This is a genomic window from Streptomyces sp. NBC_01635, from assembly GCF_045209715.1.
GTDB classification, from domain to species: domain Bacteria; phylum Actinomycetota; class Actinomycetes; order Streptomycetales; family Streptomycetaceae; genus Streptomyces; species Streptomyces hirsutus.
Map to the genome: position 1 here is coordinate 8,824,491 of NZ_CP109277.1, position 16,587 is coordinate 8,841,077.

Sequence of the window (16,587 nt, forward strand, 5' to 3'; positions counted from 1 at the left end):
AAAGTGATCGATCAGAAGACTCACCACCAGCTCACAAGGTTGTGCTGCCCGATCGGGCAACCGAAGTGAGCCGCAGGAGAGGCCATTTGGCGCAGCGTTCGACGAGCGGTCGGCGTAGGCCGTCGGCGTAGGCCTGCCCGGACTTCGCGCACCGGCGCCGGATCGTCTCGTGGGAGACGAGCACACCGCGCCCAGGTATCAACTCCTCGACCTCCCGGAAGCCGAGCGGGAAGTGGAAGTACAGCCGCACGCCGTGGGCGATGACCTCGACCGGGTACCGGTGCCCCTTGCACGACGGCGGCGCGCTGTCCACGAACGGCCCCTCCCAGCATGACCAACCAGAAGATCATCCCACCCGGTCAGTCAACGTGACAGTGCCCGAGGAGACGTTCATCCCGTCAGTGTGCCCCCAGCCACTGACTGACAACGCCTCGCCTGAGCGCACGCGGAAGTCGACAGCTCGGGGCGGCCACCGGCCATATGCGCCGCCGGTCGGTGTGCTGTTACCGGAGGGTGTACTCGCACATGTGCTTGCCGTCGACGCCGCCCGGGTTCTCGGCGACCTTCTTCCCGTCGACGGTGATCGAGCAAGGGGCTGCGGCGTACTGGCCGGTGGACAGCTTCACCGGTCCCGGCACGATGGACACGGTGATCCCGACCTTGCGTTCGGTGCTGTTCAAGGTGAGTTTGTCCGACTTCTTCCACGGCAGCGTGACCTGCTCGGAGCGGTTCGTGTCGAGGTTGTAGTAGACGCTGGACTTGCCCTCGCCGCCGACTTTGAAGGTGACCTCGTACGTCTTGTCCTGGCCATCGGCGGCAGGCTTCGACGACGTGGACGTGCCCTTGTCGGCGCGCTCCTTCTTGTCGCCGCCGCTGCTGCCGCACGCGGTCATCAGCCCGGCTGCCGCGATGAGCGCCGTTATGGTCGTTGCCCTGCGCATGCGTGTACTCCCTGTGGTACGGATGTGACCTGCTGTGCGGAATGATCCACACGGAGCATCGTATGCGTGGCATTCTCCGGCGTCGGGGCGGGCTGACGGCCGCCGGGTGCGATGTGTCGAGTTCGTGTCAGTGGAGTGGTCAACGGGGCTGGCGGCTACTTCCCGCCGCCTTTCCGCGGGTCACGGTAGGGGCGAGTGACTGTCTGCTGCTGACATGAGGGTGATACGGGCGCCAGGGCTCACTGTCACGGCGCGGTATATCCCATGGTGTTCACTGACATGAGGCCGAGATACCGTGCCTCCGCTCCGTGGTTCGCCTGTCCCGCCTGGCCGGTGCTCCGTGGGTGACGCTGCTGCGCAATTCGCCAGTCCCGTGGGAACAGCCGCTCGGAGCACCGAGCGTCGCCGTGGGTCGCGGAGTGTGGTCCCGCGGTCCCGGGGGATTGCGCAGCAGATTCGTGGGTTTCCTCAAACGCGCCGGCCGTCGTCTGCCTTTCTCCGGTGGACGGCCGGGGCCTTGCCGGGGCCGTCGTTCGCGTCGTGGGGCAGGCCGATGGCGAGGAGCGCGACATCGTCGTCGAGGTGTCCTGCGGCGTGCCGGTGCAGGTCGGCGAGCAGGGCGCCCAGCACGTGGTCTGGGTCCGGTGGGAGGGGGCGGGACAGCCGTGGGATGGGGTCGTAGAAGATCCCGCGGTGGTCGCGGGCCTCGACGACGCCGTCGGTGAACAGCACCAGCACCGCGCCCTTGGGCAGGACGTACCGGTCGACCGGGATGTCCGGGCTGCCGAGGTCGGCCAGGCCCAGCGGCAGCGAGGGCGTGCCCGGCTCCAGCGGGTGGGCCCGGCCGCGGTGGAGCAGCAGCGGTGCCGGGTGGGCCCGGTTGGCCACGTGCAGGGTCGAGCCGTCGGCGGAGAGTTCGGCGATGACGGCGGTGGCGAACCTCTCGGCTTCCATCCCGTTCTCGGCGGCGTTGACCTCCTGGATCCGTTCCTCCAGGCGGCGGACCAGGCCGGGCAGGTCCGGGATGTGGAGGGCGGCCTCGTGGAAGGTGCCGAGCAGCGCGTTGACGGTCTGGACCGCGCCCAGGCCCTTGCCCAGGACGTCGGCGATCATCAGCCGGGTGCCGTAGGGGGTGGAGTGGATCGCGTACAGGTCGCCCCCGATGGCGGCCTCCCGCGTGGCGGCCTCGTAGCGGGTGGCCACGGTCAGCGGTCCGATCCGGTGGGGCGGGGAGGGGAGCACGGCGCGCTGGACGGCCTCGGCGACCTCGCGGGCGTTCTTCAGCTGCCGCCGCTCGCGGGCCAGCAGCCGGTTGACGCCCGCGGCCAGGAGGGTCAGGGTGACGAAGGTGGAGAACGGGAAGATGTTATCGATGCCGAACGGCGTCCTGCCTCTCACCAGCGGCAGGGCTACCGCGGCGAGGAGCGCCGCCGCGCCGGTGGCGATCGTCCCGGCCAGGGAGAGCCAGGGCGCGACCAGCACGGGAACAGCCGCCAGCAGGAGGAACACCCTCACATGTGCCGGGGTGAGGAGGTCGAGGAGGAACACGCCGAGGATCAGCGCGGCGGGCAGCCAACGAAACCACCGCATCTGAAGGGGCGGTGACGCGCGGGTGGGGCCCATTCTCCTGCGCTCCGGGGTGTTCCTGGACAGAATCCGGCCTTCAGTCTCTGCCGCATCCCCGGCCACGGCGACCGGGGCACCACGGCCGGGCGAAGCTTCCGGCGATCAGCCGGACTTCTGCGTGTCCCCTGATGGGCGGTGTCACGTGGGCTGACCGGCCCCGCGCGGACCTCGCCCAGCGCCTTCAGGACGCCGTCCGGGCCCGCTGGCAGCCACGCGTCCGCGAGCGTGCCCGCCGCCACCAGCACCGGCCTGGTCGCCGACACCCGGGCCCGGTTCGGCTTCACCGCCGCGCCCGGCACCATCGACGACGCCCGCATCCGCCACCTCGCCCTCGCCCTGGGGCCGCAGTTGGAGGCCCTGCGCCAGATCATGGTGCAGCAGTTCGTCGTCGATGCCCGCGGCCGGCTGCGGCCACGCCGAGAGAAGGACGGACAGCCACCAGCCGGACTGCAGGTCTGCAGCCCCTATGACCTCCAGGCACGCTTCGTGCTGCGCGGCAACACCCGCTGGACCGGTTACCTCGCACACGTCACCGAGACCTGCGACGACCACAGCGTGAACGTGATCACCGATGTGGCCACCCTGGTCTCCAGTGGCGACAGCCGGGCCCTGCCCGCCATCCACACCCGGCTCAAGCGGCATCGACTGCTGCCCGCCGAGCATCTGGTCGACGGCGGCTATACCTCCGCCGCCGGATTCGACGCGGCCGCCCGCTCCCACAAGATCACTCTCATCGGGCCGTTGCCCGCGAACAACTCCCGGCAGCGTGAGACGGACAACGGCTTCGCCCGCGAGAACTTCATCATCGACTTCGACCGCCACGAGGTCACCTGCCCCAACGGCAAGGTCAGCGGTAACTGGAACGAGCTTCCGGTCATGGCCCCTTATGTCGTGGTCCGGTTCGACAAGCGGCAGTGCGGTCCGTGTCCCGAGCGGTCCTCGTGCACCCGCGGTGCGGCCCGGACGGTGAACTTCCTGCCCCGGCACCTGCACGAGATCCAGGCCCGCAACCGCACCGACCAGCAGGACCTGCAGTGGAAGCGGACGTATGCCTCCCGTTCTGGTGTCGAGGGCACGGTGAACGAACTCGTCAGCGGCCACCGAGCCCGCCGTTGCCGCTATCACGGCACGGTCAAGACGCATGTGCAGCACGTCTTGACCGCGATCGCCATCAACATCGAACGTCTCAGCGAACAAGAAACCGAGGACTCCACCTACCGCCCGCGACAGCCCACAGCCTTCCAGCAGTACCTCGACGCCCGCGGGCTACCCCGCCCCCTGTGGTGGCGCCAAGGCAAATGACCTTGGAACCTCAAGATCCCCGACAGAGTCGCCCCTCGTCAGTGCGGTGCGCTTCACTGTCCGCCATGGAGCTCACACAAGCGACCGTCAACGACCTGCTGGCCCAACTCGGCCCGGGGGACAGCTACCCGTACCTGCCCAGCGACCTGGACCCGCAGGAACTGACCGACCTACTCGACGGCAGGTACGGTGCCCCGCGCACCCTCGTCCTCGACGGCTTCACCGATCCGATGGTCGACGAGTCCAGGGGCGCGGCTCTCCTCGTCCCCTTCGGAGACCGGGCCGTGACGATACGGGCGTGGGCGTACGGGGATCAGTGGGTCGGCGCGGGACGCCGAGGGGGCCGAGCGGCCGGTGCTGGTGGTCGCTCACAGGGAGGTGTCAGAACCCTTGGCGGTCACTCCGGATGAGGACGAGGACGTCGACTGGATGGAGCAGCTCAGACGGATCACCGGCTGGACACAGCCCGCCCAGCGGCCGGACGTGGACTGGGCGGAGGTGGAGTCGCGCCTGGGCCCCGCGCTGCCGAGCAACTACAAGCGCATGGTCGAGACGTTCGGCGCGGGTGCCTTCGACGGATTCCTGAACTTGATCCAGGAGCCGTGGACGGATCTCAGGGAGGACGGTCTGCTCATCTGGGCGGGCACTGAACACGAAAACCTGTACTGCTGGAGGTCCGATGGCGACGACCCCGACCGTTGGCCCGTCGTGGTCCGGTCCTTCGACGGCGAGGACGTCCCCTTTGGCTGTCAGGCGGCGGAGTTCGTCTGCCGCATCCTCGTCGACCCGCACCACCCGTTCACGATGGCCCGCTATTTCGACACCCACTGGTTCATGAGCTACCGGGAAAGCGGCTGACCGAACCCCGCCACCAGCAGCCCCTTTCCACCCGGCCCTCCTCGGAGCCTACGAGGCACTCCGGGCCCGGCATCGTGGTTCCGGCGAACCGGCAATGCGCCGTATGATCACCTGCTACCGATCACGCCCCCGACCGGCACGAGTATCTCAGCACCCGCCCACGCCAGCCCCATGACCAGCGAATTCAGGCTGAACAACGCTCACTGCGTGTGGCTGTATCACCGCTTCCCGCTGTCATTCCGGGAAGTCGAGGAGCTGATGCTCGAGCGCGGCGTGATCGTCTCCCACGAGACCGTCCGCCGCTGGTGCGCGAAGTTCGGCCAGATCTATGCGAATGAGCTGCGCCGCCGCCCCGGGCCGGGGGACACGCGGCATCTCGACGAGGTTTTCATCACGGTCAACGGCGAGCGGCACTACCTGTGGCGGGCGGTGGACCAGCACGGGAATGTGCTGGACATCCTCGTCCAGCCCAAGCGCGACACCCACGCCGCCATACGGTTCCTCCGTCGGCTCTTGAAGGGCCTGGAGTACGTGCCACGGGTGGTCGTCACCGACAGGCTGCGCTCCTACCGTGCGGCCCGCCGCGAGGTCGTGCCCTCCGTCGAGCACCGCTCGCACATGGGCCTGAACAACCGGGCCGAGAACAGCCACCAGCCCACCCGGCAGCGCGAACGCGCCATGAAGGGCTTCCGCTCCGCCGGCGGAGCCCAGCGGTTCCTGGCCGCGTTCAGCGGCATCTCACCCCACTTCCGGCCCCGCCGCCACCCGATGGCCGCCCCCGGCCACCGCACCGAGATGACCACCCGCTTCGCCATCCGGGACCAGGTCACCGGCGCCGCCGGCCGGCCAGCCGAGGCCTGAGCACTGGCCCGAAAACCGACCCCCGCCACGCTCCGACGCGCCGTCAGAGACCCAGGCACCCAACAACGTGACAGCGCCCGGTCACCGGCAATGGCTGTACCCTCTCGCTGTCACCGAACATGAGCTGAATGAGCTGCGCCAGAAACAGCAGGACGTCGTCGTGTGCGTCGCCGGGGAATCGCCCCCTGTCCTGGCCAAAGGCCGTGAGAGGCGTTGTCACGTTGGCGGGGGTGTGAGCGGTCGGCGGCGTGCCGGGGCGTGTTGTGGCCTGGCCGGTGTGCTGGGTCAGGCCACCGCGGCCAGGCCGGTGCTGCCGGTGACCTGGTCCCGGATGGTGAAGCGGATGATCATCTCAAGGCGGTGTTCGCCGGCGGTCATCAGGTGCCGTCGCGGCCGGAAGTGGGGGGAGATGCCGCTGAAGGCGGACAGGAACTGCTGAGCCGCTCCCGGGGAGCGGAAGCCCTTCATGGCACGCTCGCGCTGCCTCGTGGGCTGGTGGGAGTTCTCGGCCCGGTTGTTCAGTCCCTGGTGCGAGCGGTGCTCGACTGAGGGCATGACCTCGCGGTGGGCGGCGCGATAGGAGCGGAGCTTGTCGGTGACGATCACCCGCGGCACGGCGCCGGTCCGCTTGAGGAGCTTGCGGAAGAAGCGTCTGGCGGCGGCCTTGTCGCGTCGGTTCTGCACGAGGGTGTCGAGCACGTTGCCGTCCTGGTCGACGGCCCGCCACAGGTACTTCCGCTCTCCGTTGACGGTGATGAAGACCTCGTCGAGGTGCCACGTGTCGCCAGGGCGGGGGCGCCTGCGGCGCAGGGCGTTGGCGTAGTCCTGCCCGAACTTCGCGCACCAGCGGCGCACCGTCTCGTGGGAGACGGTCACACCGCGCTGCAGCATCAACTCCTCGACCTCTCGGTAGGAGAGCGGGAAGCGGAAGTACAGCCACACGCAGTGCGCGATGACCTCAGCCGGGTAGCGGTGGCCCTTGTACGACGGCGACGTACTCCCCACGGACGGTCCCCCTCCACCATGATCAACTCGAAGATCATCCCACCCGGTCAGCCAACGTGACAGTGCCGTCGGTGGTCATCGTGGACCTCGTGAGGCTCCGGGGCGGGGGTGTTGCCGGCGTGGATCCAGCGAGAGCGTGCCATCGCTCTCCAGGTCCAGGTGGACTCCAGTGCTGACGCGGTTCAGGGTCGCCCGTACCCAGACGGCATCCTGGTGCGGGGCGCCTTCCAGCCGCATGCGCCTTGCCCGCAGCGGCACCATGCGCAGACCGAGAAACCGCCCGCTGTCCGCCGTCACCATGACAAAGTAGGCGAGCCGGAGGTCGTCGCGGTACTCCTCGTAACCGCCGATGCCCTCGTAGTCGTCGATGAAGTCGCCGCAGCCGTGCAGCACCAGCCGCCGGCGGTACACCTCGATGGGGCGGGGGTGGTGCGAGGAGTGTCCGTGGACGAGGTCGGCACCGCCGTCCACCAGGGCGTGCGCGAAACGGGTCTGCTCGCGGGGGACGTGGTACCCCCAGTTGGAGCCCCAGTGCATGGACACGACCACGATGTCGCCCGCACGCTTCAACCGCCGTATGCGCCGCACCACCGCGGCGGCCGTGGCGGCCGAAAGGTCGGGGAGGTGGGCGACGCCGGAGAGGGCGGCGGTCGCCGCCCAGCCGGGAGGGATGCCGCTGGAGGTTGCTCCGAGGGCGAGGACCAGGACACGGCCGCCGGCCGGGTTGGGGACGGCGGCGGGCCGGTACGCCTCGTCAACGCTCCGTCCGGCGCCCGCCACCTGCAGGCCGGCGCGGTCGAGCGTGTCCAGCGTCTCCTCCAGGCCATCCCGGCCGAAGTCCAGTATGTGGTTGTTGGCCAGGACGCAGACGTCGGGGTGGGCGACCGTGAGGGCGGACACGTTGGCCGGATGCATGCGGTAGTGCACCGCCTTGCCGGGCGCGAACGCGTCACTGCGGGTGACGGAGGTCTCCAGATTAACGATCCGCACGTCCGGGGCAGCGGAGTCCAGCAACCGGAGTGCCTCGCCCCATGGCCAGGAGGGTGGCACGGGGGCCGGGATCGGACCGTTGATCGACTCGGCCAGGCGGACGTAGGACCGGGCGTCCTCGGCGTAGCTCCCGCAGTGCCGGTCACCGGGCCGGGCCAGGATCTGGTCGACGCCGCGTCCGAGCATCACATCGCCGCATACGAACAGCGTCACCACGCCGCTGGTCATACCTCTACGGTAGGCGCGCCTGCGAGGGGGCGGGATCGCGCGGGCTTCCCGCCCGACGCGCTCACCCTGTGGGGCTCGTAAAGTCATCGCTGCAGCTCAAGCCGTGTATCGGTACTCGTTGATGAACCCGCCGAGGACGCGGGTGCGCAGGAGCCTGCGGGGCACGCGATCGTGCAATACCGCTGGCTGTTCCCGGGCTTCGGGTGGTCGTTGGTCTCGTGCTCGGTGTGGCCGATGCGTGGTGTAGTGCTCCTGGTACTCGGTGAGGACCTGGTGGGCGTGGGCTTCGTTCAAGATCAGGATGTGGTCGAGGACCTCGCGCCGGATCGTGCCGATCACTCGTTCGCAGGGGGCGTTCATGCGCGGCGTCTGTGGCGCGTTGAGCGGCATGTCCATGTCTTCGGCCTCGAAGACGGTGTCGAAGGACTCGGTGTACTTCGCGTCCCGGTCGCGGATCAGGAAGCGCAGTGAAGCTTCCCCTTGATCAGCCAACGTGACAGCGCCCTTCGACGTTCCCAACGGGAACTCCTGTCCTATGGATCATCACGATCCAATGATCAAGGTGTCCACGATCAAGGGGAAAAGCCCACCAGTGGATACGGCCGTGGCTGCGATGCTAAACGCCACGACCCCGGCAGCTGCGTTGTAATGCCAGGGGCGGGAAAGCTCTGCGGTGACGAGGCCGTTCAGGTTCGAATAGCTGCATGCCTTCACCGTCGCGTCGCCCGCGGCTACGCCGCACAACCCGCCCCGTGCGTCGCCAGCGTCGCTCCCGACCGGGGCCGACCTCCGTCCGGCCGCCGGACGTCGCCGATTATCAGCAACCGAACACGGAACCGAACCCGAATCCACCACCAGAGACCACTGCCAGCCCTGAGAATGCCGGTGCGCAAGTAAGCTCCGTTCGGCTGCCAGAGGACGATCCCGCGCGTCAGGCACGTCAGAGAGGTCTGGACTGGGCGCGCCGGATCGAGCTGGGCACCGTTGTGGTCGCTGCTGTCGTGGGACTCGCCGGCCTCTGGTACTCCAACGTCCAGACACAGCAGGCGAACGAGCAGATGAGGCAGGCCAACCAACAGGCGCGCGATGACCGTACGCTGGCCAAGGAGGGGCAGATCACCGACCGGTACACCGCGGCTGTCGGGAACCTTGGTGAGGACAAGATAGATGTGCGGCTGGGTGGTATCTACGCCTTGCAGCGGATCATGAAAGACTCCCACCGCGACCAGCCCACTATCGCTAACGTCCTCGCCGCCTACATCCGTACCCACGCGGACAAGCCCTCCGAGAAAGGTCAGGACGTGTCGGCCGATGTCCATGCCGCTCTCGCTGTTCTGGCCACCCGCGACACTGCTTACGACGACACCTTCGCCCCGTCCTCCGCTTCGTATGGCTCCCCCGCGTCGAACTCGGCCCCACACAGGTAGTGCGACAGTCTGAGAATGGGGAAGAAAGGATGCTTCGCATAGGAGGGGGAGCGCGCCTGGGCAGCGTGAACTTGAACGGTGCTCACCTGGCTGGTGCGGGCTTGAGTAACGCTTACCTGGTGGGCGCGGACTTGCGTCAAGCGGACCTGCGCGGCGCGGACCTGCGCGGCGCGGACCTGCGCGGCGCGCACCTGGGCGACGCGGACCTGCGCGGTGCGAACCTAGCTCGTGCAGGTGTGCGGGGCGCAAACTTCCGCGGCGCAGATCTGCGAGACGCCAAACTCGAGTACAACCAGCTCGACTCGGCCCTCACCGATGCCACAACGAAGCTTCCGTCCGGGTGTGCCGGGAGCCTGGGCCCGGTTCCCCCCAACTGCACTGCCGGGGGCGGGCCGTCGTCACCAGGGTATGGCTAACCGAGCCAGACGATGTCCAGGACGGAAAGGATTCGAGTGAGGCGGTTGACCGGCGCTGTCACGTTGGCTGATCGGGTGGGATGATCTTCGGGTGGATCAGGCCGGGAGGAGTCGTCCGTGGACAGCGCGCCGCCTCTTACAAAAGGCACCGGTACCCGGTCGAGGTGATCTCCCACTGCGTGTAGCTGTACTTCCGCTTCCCGCTGAGCTTCCGCGAAGTCGAGGAACTCATGCTCGAGCGCGGAGTGATCGTCTCCCATGAGACGGTCCGCCGCTGGTGCGCCAAGCTCGGGCAGGCTTACGCTGGCGCGCTGCGCCGGAGGCGGCCCCGGCCGGGGGACACGTGGCACCTGGACGAGGTCTTCATCAAGATCAACGGCGGGCGGAAGTACCTGTGGCGAGCCGTCGACCAGGATGGGATGGTGCTGGACATTCTCGTGCAGGACAGGCGGGACACCGCCGCGGCCCGGCGTTTCTTCCGCCGGCTGCTGAAGAAGACCCGTACGGTGCCGCGGGTGGTCGTCACGGACAAGCTGCGCTCCTACGGTGCGGTCCACCGCGAGGTGATGCCCTCGGTCGAGCACCGCTCGCACCAGGGCCTGAACAACCGGGCGGAGAACAGTCACCAGCCCACGCGGCAGCGGGAACGCGCGATGAAGGGCTTCCGCTCGGTCGGCGCCGCGCAGCGGTTCCTGTCCGCGTTCAGCGGCATCTCCCCCCCCCACTTCCGGCCCCGGCGGCACCTGATGACCGCCCACGGCTACCGAGCCGAGATGACCATCCGGTTCGCCATCTGGGACCAGATCACTGACGCCGCCGGCCAGCCCGCCACGGCTTGAACACAGACCCCAACCGCACGCCCACCATGCCCCGACACACCGTCAGGAATCTGCAAACTCAACAACGTGACGACGCCGTTCCCGGCCTGTGGCCCGAGATCCCGTGCCGCGAGAGACCACACCTGTTCGTCGGCAGCAGCCGCGCCACCCCGCACGAGGAAGACGCCGCCAAGGCCAAAGCCCTTTACGCCCAGTGCCCAGTCCGTGGAGCCTGTGCCGCCTGCGCCATCCGCAACGACTACCGAGACGGCATCTGGGGCGGCCTCACCGCCGACGAACGAGACCAACTCGCCCGGGAACGAGCCACAGCCACCGACAGACCCGGCTGACACCCCGAGGCCCCCTCCCCGCGTCAGCATGTCTCACGAGACACCCGTAACTCCTGGTGCCCCAGGGTGGGGGGTCGTTTGTGTGGGGGGTGGGTGTCCGGTTCGTTTTGGTGGTGTGGTGGGTGTGGGGTCGTCCGGTGGTTTCGGCGGGCGGGTCGGTCGGGTGGTTTCGGCGGGTCGGGTCGGTTCAGTGGTTTGGGTGGGGTGGTGGGTCGCCGAGGGTCGAGGCGCGGGCCATCAGGGCGGGGCGCAGGCGGCGGGAGCGGCCCGGTTTGCCGTTCAGCATGTTCACCAGGGTCGTGGCGGCGGTTTCGCCCATCCGGTACATCGGGGAGCGTATCGAGGTCAGTGGTACCGGGAGGGCTGCCGCGAGCGGGACGTCGTTGTAGCCGACGACCGCCACGTCCTGGCCGACGGTGAGGCCGGCGTCCCGGACGGCTGCCATCGCGCCGATCGCCGCGAAGTCGTTGACCGCGAAGACGGCCGTGGGACGCGGACGCAGGCCCAGCAGGTGGTCGGTCGCCGCACGGCCGCCCGGCACGTCGAAGGCGGAGCCGATGACATGGCTCTTCGGTACGGGGAGGCCTGCCTGGGCGAAGGCGTCCAGGAAGCCCTGGGTGCGTTCCACGCCGGTGCTGGCGTAGGGTTCGCCGGCCACCACCGCGACCCGCCGGTGGCCCAGGCCCAGCAGATGCTCCCCGGCCAGCCGTCCGCCGAGGGCGTCGTCGGTGGTCACCGACACCCGGCCGGGCAGTCTGCGTGACACCAGCACCAGGGGGATGCGCCGGCGGGCCAGTTCGGCCACGAGGCCGCAGTCGGAGCGGGCGTCGCCGAGCACCAGGCCGTCGACGCGCCGGGCGAGCAGTGCGTGCGCCCGGCGCTGTTGCATCTCGGGGTCGTCGCCGGTGTTGGCGACCACGGTGTGGTAGCCGGCGGCCGACGCGGCGGCGTCGATGCCTTCGTAGATGGTGGCCAGCACGATGTCGGTCAGCCGCGGGACGAGCACGCCGAGCATCCGGGAGCGGCCGGTGCGCAGCGCCGCTCCGGCCGGGTCCCGCTGGTAGCCGAGTTCCTCGGCCAGTCCCTGGATGAGTGCGGCGGTCTCGGCGGCCACTCCGTCCCGCACGTCGTCGTCCGGGCTCAGCGCCCGTGACACCGTGGAGACGTGGACGCCCGCCTGCCGGGCTATCTGGGCGAGCGTGACCGGGGCGCGACCGGTCTGTGCACCGGCGCCCGCCCGTGCTCCCTGGCGATCCACTCCCGCTACCCCTCTTCTCGAATCCGCTCGGCTCTTCGGGTCCTGTTGGGTCCTGGCCGGTTCTGCTCGAATTCGACAGCTGTTTACCGTCGTTGCGTTGCCGAGCCTCGCATACTCCCGAGCCCTGGGCCAGGCGGGTGTCCCACAACCATTGACCAAAGCGCAATCGTTTGCGTAGCCTCACCGCAATCGTTTGCGAAGAGGCGGAGAGAGGGTTCATGCGCCGAATCCAGGTCGTGGCCACCGGCGGCACCATCGCAAGCCGGGCCGGGGCGGAGGGCCGCCGGGCGACCGTGCTCGCGAAGGAACTGCTCGCGTCGGTCGGTCCGCTGCCGGCAGACGCCGAGGTGAGCGCGCGGGACGTTCTCACCCGGGGCAGCTACGCCTTCGACACCGCGGACCTGCTGGCGCTGGCCCGCGAGGTGCGTGGCGCCCTGCGTGAGGGGGCCGACGCGGTGGTGATGACGCACGGCACCGACACGATGGAGGAGACCGCCTTCCTGTTCGATCTGGCGTTCGGCGACCCGCGGCCGATCGTGCTGACCGGTGCGCAGCGCCCGTTCGACGACCGTGCCGCCGACGGCCCGGCCAACCTGGGCGACGCCCTGGCCGTGGCCGCCGCCGACGCGGCCCGCGGGCACGGCCCCCTGCTCGTCTTCGACGGCTTCGCGTTCCCCGCCCGCGGGGTCCGCAAGAGCGACACCATGTCGGCGCATGCCTTCACCGTGCCCGGGCGCGGACCGGCGCTGCGCGTGACGGACCGGCTCGTCACACCGCTGTGGCGGCCGAGCCCCAGTCCCCGGTTCCCCCTCGATCTCGACCTTCCCCGGCTGCCCCGGGTGGACGTGGTGCCGGTCTACCCCGGTGCGGACGGGCTGTTCATCCGCTCCAGCCTGGCGGCCGGCGCCGCGGGAGTCGTGGTGGAGGCGGTCGGCGCGGGCAACGCGGGGCCGGAGCTGGTCGAGGCGGTCGCCGAAGCGGTGGCCGCGGGCCACCCGGTGCTCATCTGCTCACGGGTGCACTCCGGTCCCGTCGCCCCCCTCTACGCGGGCGGCGGCGCCGAACTGCAACGGGTCGGCGCCGTGTTCGCCGGCGACCTCAGCCCCTGGCAGGCCCGGCTGCTGCTGGCCGTCGCGAGCGCTGTCCCCGGCCGGTCGCCGGAGGCACTCGTCCGCGCCTGGCTCGCCGGAGACGACCCGCTGTCCGGCTCCGGAGCCTGATCACCACCGACCGCCCCCCGCCCGCGCCCCCACCGGCTTACTGACCCACCCTCACCGCCCTCACCACCTGCACCGCCCTCACCACAGTCATCAAAGGAGATGTCGATGCCCAAGGAAATTCTCGTCGGCTTCGGAGTGGACGTCGACGCAGTCGGCGGCTGGCTCGGCTCCTACGGAGGCGAGGACTCGCCCGACGACATCTCCCGCGGCCTGTTCGCGGGCGAAGTCGGCGTGCCCCGCCTGCTGGAGCTGTTCCGACGCCGCGGCCTGACCCAGACGTTCTTCTGGCCCGGCCACTCCGTCGAGACCTTCCCGAAGGAGTTCGACGCCTGCGTCGCCGCCGGCCACGAGATCGGCGTGCACGGCTACAGCCACGAGAACCCGATCGCCATGAACCGTGAGCAGGAGGCCGCGGTCCTGGACCACTGCATCGAGCTGATCGAGACCCGCTCCGGCCGCCGTCCGACCGGCTACGTGGCGCCCTGGTGGGAGTTCAGCCCCGTCACCAACGAACTCCTGCTGGAGCGGGGCATCAAGTACGACCACTCGCTGATGCACCGGGACTTCGAGCCGTACTACGTCCGGGTCGGCGACACCTGGACGAAGATCGACTACAGCGCGCCCGCCGAGACCTGGATGAAGCCCCTGGTGCGCGGCCAGGAGACGGACCTGATCGAGATCCCGGCCAACTGGTACCTCGACGACCTGCCTCCGATGATGTTCATCAAGGCCAGCCCGAACAGCCACGGCTTCGTCAGCCCCCGTGACATCGAGCAGATGTGGCGCGACCAGTTCGACTGGGTCTACCGGGAGATGGACCAGGCGGCCTTCACCATGACCATCCACCCCGACGTGGCCGGCCGCCCCCAGGTGCTGCTGATGCTGGAGCGGCTGATCGATCACATCAACTCCCACGAAGGCGTCCGCTGGGTGACCTTCGACCAGATCGCGGACGACTTCGCCGCCCGCAACCCGCGCCAGAAGGGTGACAGCAGATGACCACCGTCCAGCAAGGGGACATAGCCCACGAGAACGAATGGCCGCGCAGCGGAGCACCCTCGGACGAGGTCCTCCTCAAGGGCCCCCCGACGCTCAGCCGGCGCACCATCACGACCACCACCATGGTCTGTTTCCTGGCCTGGGTCTTCTCCGTCTACGACTTCGTGCTCTTCGGCACCCTGCTGCCGAAGATCTCCGAGACGTTCGGCTGGAGCACCGGGCAGGCCACGGCGATCGCCACCGGCGTGACCGTCGGCACCTTCGTCGTCTCCCTGCTGGTCGGTCCGATGCTGGACCGATGGGGCCGCAAGCCGAGCCTGATCGTCACCACGGCGGGCGCGGCGCTCTCCTCCGGCCTCACCGCGCTGGTCGGCGGCGCCGGCTCGCTGATCGGAGCCCGGGCCATCTCCGGCCTCGGCTACTCCGAGGAGGTCGTCAACGGCGTCTACCTCAACGAGATGTACGGCAAGAGCCGGCGCCGCGGCTTCATGTTCAGCCTCGTGCAGAGCGGCTGGCCGGTCGGCGCCCTGCTGGCCGCGGCGTTCGCCGCCGTGCTGCTGCCGATCATGAGCTGGCGCTGGATCTTCCTCCTCGCCACCTTCCCGGTCATCGTCATCCTCATCGCCGGCTCCAAGCTCCGTGAGTCGCCCTCCTTCGTCGCCCTCAAGCGGACACGGGAACTGCGCAAGGACGGACGCGACGCCGAGGCGGCCCGGCTGGCAAAGCTCTACGACCTCGACATCAGCCGGGACAACGAGTCCGGCCTGCGCCAGCTCTTCGCCCCGGACCTGCGCCGGCACACCCTGTGCCTGTCCGGAGCGTGGCTGTTCAACTGGATGGGCATCCAGGTCTTCTCGGTGCTGGGCACCACCATCCTCACCGACGGCAAGGGCGTCTCGTTCTCCAGCGCACTGGTCGTGCTGATCCTGGCCAACATGGCCGGCTTCCTCGGCTACCTCTTCCACGGGTACCTCGGTGACCGGATCGGCCGGCGGACGACCATCATCGTCGGCTGGACCATCGGCGGCATCGTGATGACGGCGATGCTCTTCGGCCCGGACAACGCCGCGTACGTCATCCCGATGTACGCGCTGGGGCTCTTCTTCCTCCTCGGCCCGTACTCCGCCATGGTGTTCTACATGGGCGAGTCGTTCCCGGCCCGGGTGCGGGGCATCGGCTCCAACACCGCCCACGTGATGGGCCCCATGGGCGCGATCGTCGGCTCGGCACTGCTCAGCGCCGTCATCGGCCTCGGGGCGAACGCCACCACCGCCGCGTTCGTCGCGGGCGCCCTGGGGATGTTCATCTCCGGCGTGCTGATGCTCGGCGCCCACAAGGTCGGCCAGGACACCGACGACGAGCTCGTCCCCCCGGCCGCGGCGCACTGAGCCGTCCCTCCCCCCTTGCTCCCGGCGCGTGGCATGCCCCGTGCCCCGTGCCCCGCCACGCGCCGGGAAGCCCATGAAAGGCAGGACATGTCTTCCAACGAACCCACCGCACCGGCCCGCGACGACGGGCTGGCCGGCAAGGTCGCCGTCATCACCGGCGGCGCGAGCGGCATCGGCCGCGCCCTGGCCGTGGCGTACGCCCGTGCCGGGGCCGACAGCGTCGTCGGCTTCTACCCCAAGGACCCGCACAGCGCCGACGAGACGGTCCGGCTGGTCGAGGCCGCCGGCGGCCGCTGCACCCCGGTCGCGGTCGACGTCCGCGACAGCGGGCAGGTCGACGCCCTCGCCCGGGCGGCCGTCGAGGCGTACGGACGGCTGGACATCGCCGTCGCCGGAGCCGGTGTACTGCGCCGGGCCGCCCTGGCGCAGCTCGACGACGACGCCTGGAACGACATGCTCTCGGTCGACCTGACCGGCGTGCTGCGCACCTTCCGCTCCGCCGCCGCCGTGATGTCCGGCCCCGGCTCCATGGTGGCGGTCTCCTCCATCGCCGGCGGGGTGTACGGCTGGGACGACCACGCCCACTACGCCGCCGCCAAGAGCGGGGTACTGGGACTGTGCCGGTCGCTCGCGACCGAACTCGCCCCGCGCGGCATCCGGGTCAACACCGTCATCCCCGGACTCATCGAGACCCCGCAGTCGCTCGATGAAACCAACTCCCTGGGCCCGGCGGGGCTGGAGCGGGCCGGCCGGAGCATCCCGGCGGGCCGGGTGGGCCACGCCGACGAGGTGGCCCGTGCGATCCGCTTCCTCACCAGCGACGACGCCGCGTACATCACCGGCCAGGAGCTGATCGTGGACGGTGGCCTCACGGTCCGATGGCCAAAGTGACCCAGCGGA

The 16,587-nt window shown here is 69.6% G+C and carries 19 protein-coding genes; 12 read left to right on the top strand and 7 right to left on the bottom strand.

Translation table 11 applies throughout. The annotated features are described in order from the left end of the window. Positions 1 to 31: 31 nt before the first annotated feature. The 3 genes from OHB56_RS40185 to OHB56_RS40195 form a co-directional block, all read right to left on the bottom strand. Entirely contained in the window at positions 32 to 313 is a 282-nt protein-coding gene (locus OHB56_RS40185; RefSeq protein ID WP_406358831.1) for a hypothetical protein, read from the bottom strand. 190 nt (positions 314 to 503) lie between these two features. Then, positions 504 to 941, bottom strand: a complete 438-nt coding sequence (locus OHB56_RS40190) for a hypothetical protein (protein WP_326756822.1) — start codon at positions 939 to 941, stop codon at positions 504 to 506. A 468-nt stretch (positions 942 to 1,409) separates the two neighbouring features. Further along, positions 1,410 to 2,531, bottom strand: coding sequence for a PP2C family protein-serine/threonine phosphatase (locus OHB56_RS40195; RefSeq protein WP_326756823.1), 1,122 nt, complete (start codon positions 2,529 to 2,531; stop codon positions 1,410 to 1,412). 261 nt (positions 2,532 to 2,792) lie between these two features. On the opposite strand from OHB56_RS40195, the gene OHB56_RS40200 reads away from it, so the two are divergent. The 4 genes from OHB56_RS40200 to OHB56_RS40215 all read left to right on the top strand — a co-directional run bounded on the left by OHB56_RS40200 (position 2,793) and on the right by OHB56_RS40215 (position 5,588). Continuing rightward, a complete protein-coding gene (locus tag OHB56_RS40200; RefSeq protein WP_406358833.1) occupies positions 2,793 to 3,869 on the top strand; it encodes a transposase in 1,077 nt (358 codons plus the stop codon). 65 nt (positions 3,870 to 3,934) lie between these two features. Continuing rightward, positions 3,935 to 4,279, top strand: a complete 345-nt coding sequence (locus tag OHB56_RS40205) for a hypothetical protein (protein ID WP_406358835.1) — start codon at positions 3,935 to 3,937, stop codon at positions 4,277 to 4,279. Continuing rightward, entirely contained in the window at positions 4,260 to 4,727 is a 468-nt protein-coding gene (locus OHB56_RS40210) for a hypothetical protein (RefSeq protein ID WP_326756825.1), read from the top strand. The genes OHB56_RS40205 and OHB56_RS40210 overlap by 20 nt, the downstream gene beginning before the upstream one ends. A gap of 171 nt (positions 4,728 to 4,898) precedes the next feature. Further along, the gene (locus tag OHB56_RS40215) at positions 4,899 to 5,588 is read left to right on the top strand and encodes an IS6 family transposase (RefSeq protein WP_406358837.1); all 690 of its coding nucleotides are present in this window, start codon (positions 4,899 to 4,901) and stop codon (positions 5,586 to 5,588) included. A gap of 285 nt (positions 5,589 to 5,873) precedes the next feature. Here the strand turns inward: OHB56_RS40215 and OHB56_RS40220 are convergent, their stop codons facing one another. From OHB56_RS40220 to OHB56_RS40230, 3 genes are all read right to left on the bottom strand, one after another. Next, complete coding sequence (locus OHB56_RS40220) at positions 5,874 to 6,593, bottom strand: IS6 family transposase (RefSeq protein WP_326756827.1); 720 nt, start codon at positions 6,591 to 6,593, stop codon at positions 5,874 to 5,876. Between the two features lie 75 nt (positions 6,594 to 6,668). Then, on the bottom strand, positions 6,669 to 7,811 hold the full coding sequence (locus OHB56_RS40225; protein WP_406358839.1) for a CapA family protein: 1,143 nt from the start codon (positions 7,809 to 7,811) through the stop codon (positions 6,669 to 6,671). A gap of 96 nt (positions 7,812 to 7,907) precedes the next feature. Beyond that, positions 7,908 to 8,303 (bottom strand): integrase core domain-containing protein, encoded by a 396-nt coding sequence (locus OHB56_RS40230; RefSeq protein ID WP_326756829.1) that lies wholly within the window; start codon positions 8,301 to 8,303, stop codon positions 7,908 to 7,910. 260 nt (positions 8,304 to 8,563) lie between these two features. On the opposite strand from OHB56_RS40230, the gene OHB56_RS40235 reads away from it, so the two are divergent. The 4 genes from OHB56_RS40235 (at position 8,564) to OHB56_RS40250 (ending at position 10,822) form a co-directional block, all read left to right on the top strand. Then, positions 8,564 to 9,238 carry a hypothetical protein gene (locus OHB56_RS40235; RefSeq protein WP_406358841.1) on the top strand — a complete coding sequence of 225 codons (675 nt, stop codon included), beginning with the start codon at positions 8,564 to 8,566 and terminating at the stop codon, positions 9,236 to 9,238. Between the two features lie 29 nt (positions 9,239 to 9,267). Next, on the top strand, positions 9,268 to 9,654 hold the full coding sequence (locus tag OHB56_RS40240) for a pentapeptide repeat-containing protein (protein WP_406358843.1): 387 nt from the start codon (positions 9,268 to 9,270) through the stop codon (positions 9,652 to 9,654). Positions 9,655 to 9,839: 185 nt separating this feature from the next. Then, a complete protein-coding gene (locus OHB56_RS40245) occupies positions 9,840 to 10,493 on the top strand; it encodes an IS6 family transposase (protein WP_406359311.1) in 654 nt (217 codons plus the stop codon). A gap of 26 nt (positions 10,494 to 10,519) precedes the next feature. After that, positions 10,520 to 10,822 carry a WhiB family transcriptional regulator gene (locus OHB56_RS40250; RefSeq protein ID WP_406359312.1) on the top strand — a complete coding sequence of 101 codons (303 nt, stop codon included), beginning with the start codon at positions 10,520 to 10,522 and terminating at the stop codon, positions 10,820 to 10,822. Positions 10,823 to 11,009: 187 nt separating this feature from the next. Here OHB56_RS40250 and OHB56_RS40255 read toward each other — a convergent pair whose 3' ends face one another. Continuing rightward, positions 11,010 to 12,080: a substrate-binding domain-containing protein gene (locus tag OHB56_RS40255; protein ID WP_326750676.1), complete on the bottom strand. Its 1,071-nt coding sequence runs from the start codon at positions 12,078 to 12,080 to the stop codon at positions 11,010 to 11,012. A 218-nt stretch (positions 12,081 to 12,298) separates the two neighbouring features. On the opposite strand from OHB56_RS40255, the gene OHB56_RS40260 reads away from it, so the two are divergent. From OHB56_RS40260 to OHB56_RS40275, 4 genes are all read left to right on the top strand, one after another. Beyond that, complete coding sequence (locus OHB56_RS40260) at positions 12,299 to 13,300, top strand: asparaginase (protein ID WP_406351031.1); 1,002 nt, start codon at positions 12,299 to 12,301, stop codon at positions 13,298 to 13,300. Between the two features lie 105 nt (positions 13,301 to 13,405). Beyond that, positions 13,406 to 14,299: a polysaccharide deacetylase gene (locus OHB56_RS40265; RefSeq protein ID WP_326750674.1), complete on the top strand. Its 894-nt coding sequence runs from the start codon at positions 13,406 to 13,408 to the stop codon at positions 14,297 to 14,299. Continuing rightward, a complete protein-coding gene (locus OHB56_RS40270; RefSeq protein ID WP_406351028.1) occupies positions 14,296 to 15,687 on the top strand; it encodes an MFS transporter in 1,392 nt (463 codons plus the stop codon). The genes OHB56_RS40265 and OHB56_RS40270 overlap by 4 nt, the downstream gene beginning before the upstream one ends. A gap of 87 nt (positions 15,688 to 15,774) precedes the next feature. Then, positions 15,775 to 16,578, top strand: a complete 804-nt coding sequence (locus OHB56_RS40275; RefSeq protein ID WP_326750672.1) for an SDR family oxidoreductase — start codon at positions 15,775 to 15,777, stop codon at positions 16,576 to 16,578. The last annotated feature ends 9 nt before the right edge of the window (positions 16,579 to 16,587 follow it).

Bases quoted from the DNA above. Each gene is read 5' to 3' on its own strand.
- OHB56_RS40195 (WP_326756823.1), bottom strand. From the start codon at position 2,531: ATGCGGTGGTTTCGTTGGCTGCCCGCCGCGCTGATCCTCGGCGTGTTC.
- OHB56_RS40270 (WP_406351028.1), top strand. From the start codon at position 14,296: ATGACCACCGTCCAGCAAGGGGACATAGCCCACGAGAACGAATGGCCG.
- OHB56_RS40205 (WP_406358835.1), top strand. From the start codon at position 3,935: ATGGAGCTCACACAAGCGACCGTCAACGACCTGCTGGCCCAACTCGGC.
- OHB56_RS40250 (WP_406359312.1), top strand. From the start codon at position 10,520: ATGCCCCGACACACCGTCAGGAATCTGCAAACTCAACAACGTGACGAC.
- OHB56_RS40225 (WP_406358839.1), bottom strand. From the start codon at position 7,811: ATGACCAGCGGCGTGGTGACGCTGTTCGTATGCGGCGATGTGATGCTC.
- OHB56_RS40190 (WP_326756822.1), bottom strand. From the start codon at position 941: ATGCGCAGGGCAACGACCATAACGGCGCTCATCGCGGCAGCCGGGCTG.
- OHB56_RS40275 (WP_326750672.1), top strand. From the start codon at position 15,775: ATGTCTTCCAACGAACCCACCGCACCGGCCCGCGACGACGGGCTGGCC.
- OHB56_RS40260 (WP_406351031.1), top strand. From the start codon at position 12,299: ATGCGCCGAATCCAGGTCGTGGCCACCGGCGGCACCATCGCAAGCCGG.
- OHB56_RS40215 (WP_406358837.1), top strand. From the start codon at position 4,899: ATGACCAGCGAATTCAGGCTGAACAACGCTCACTGCGTGTGGCTGTAT.
- OHB56_RS40240 (WP_406358843.1), top strand. From the start codon at position 9,268: ATGCTTCGCATAGGAGGGGGAGCGCGCCTGGGCAGCGTGAACTTGAAC.
- OHB56_RS40265 (WP_326750674.1), top strand. From the start codon at position 13,406: ATGCCCAAGGAAATTCTCGTCGGCTTCGGAGTGGACGTCGACGCAGTC.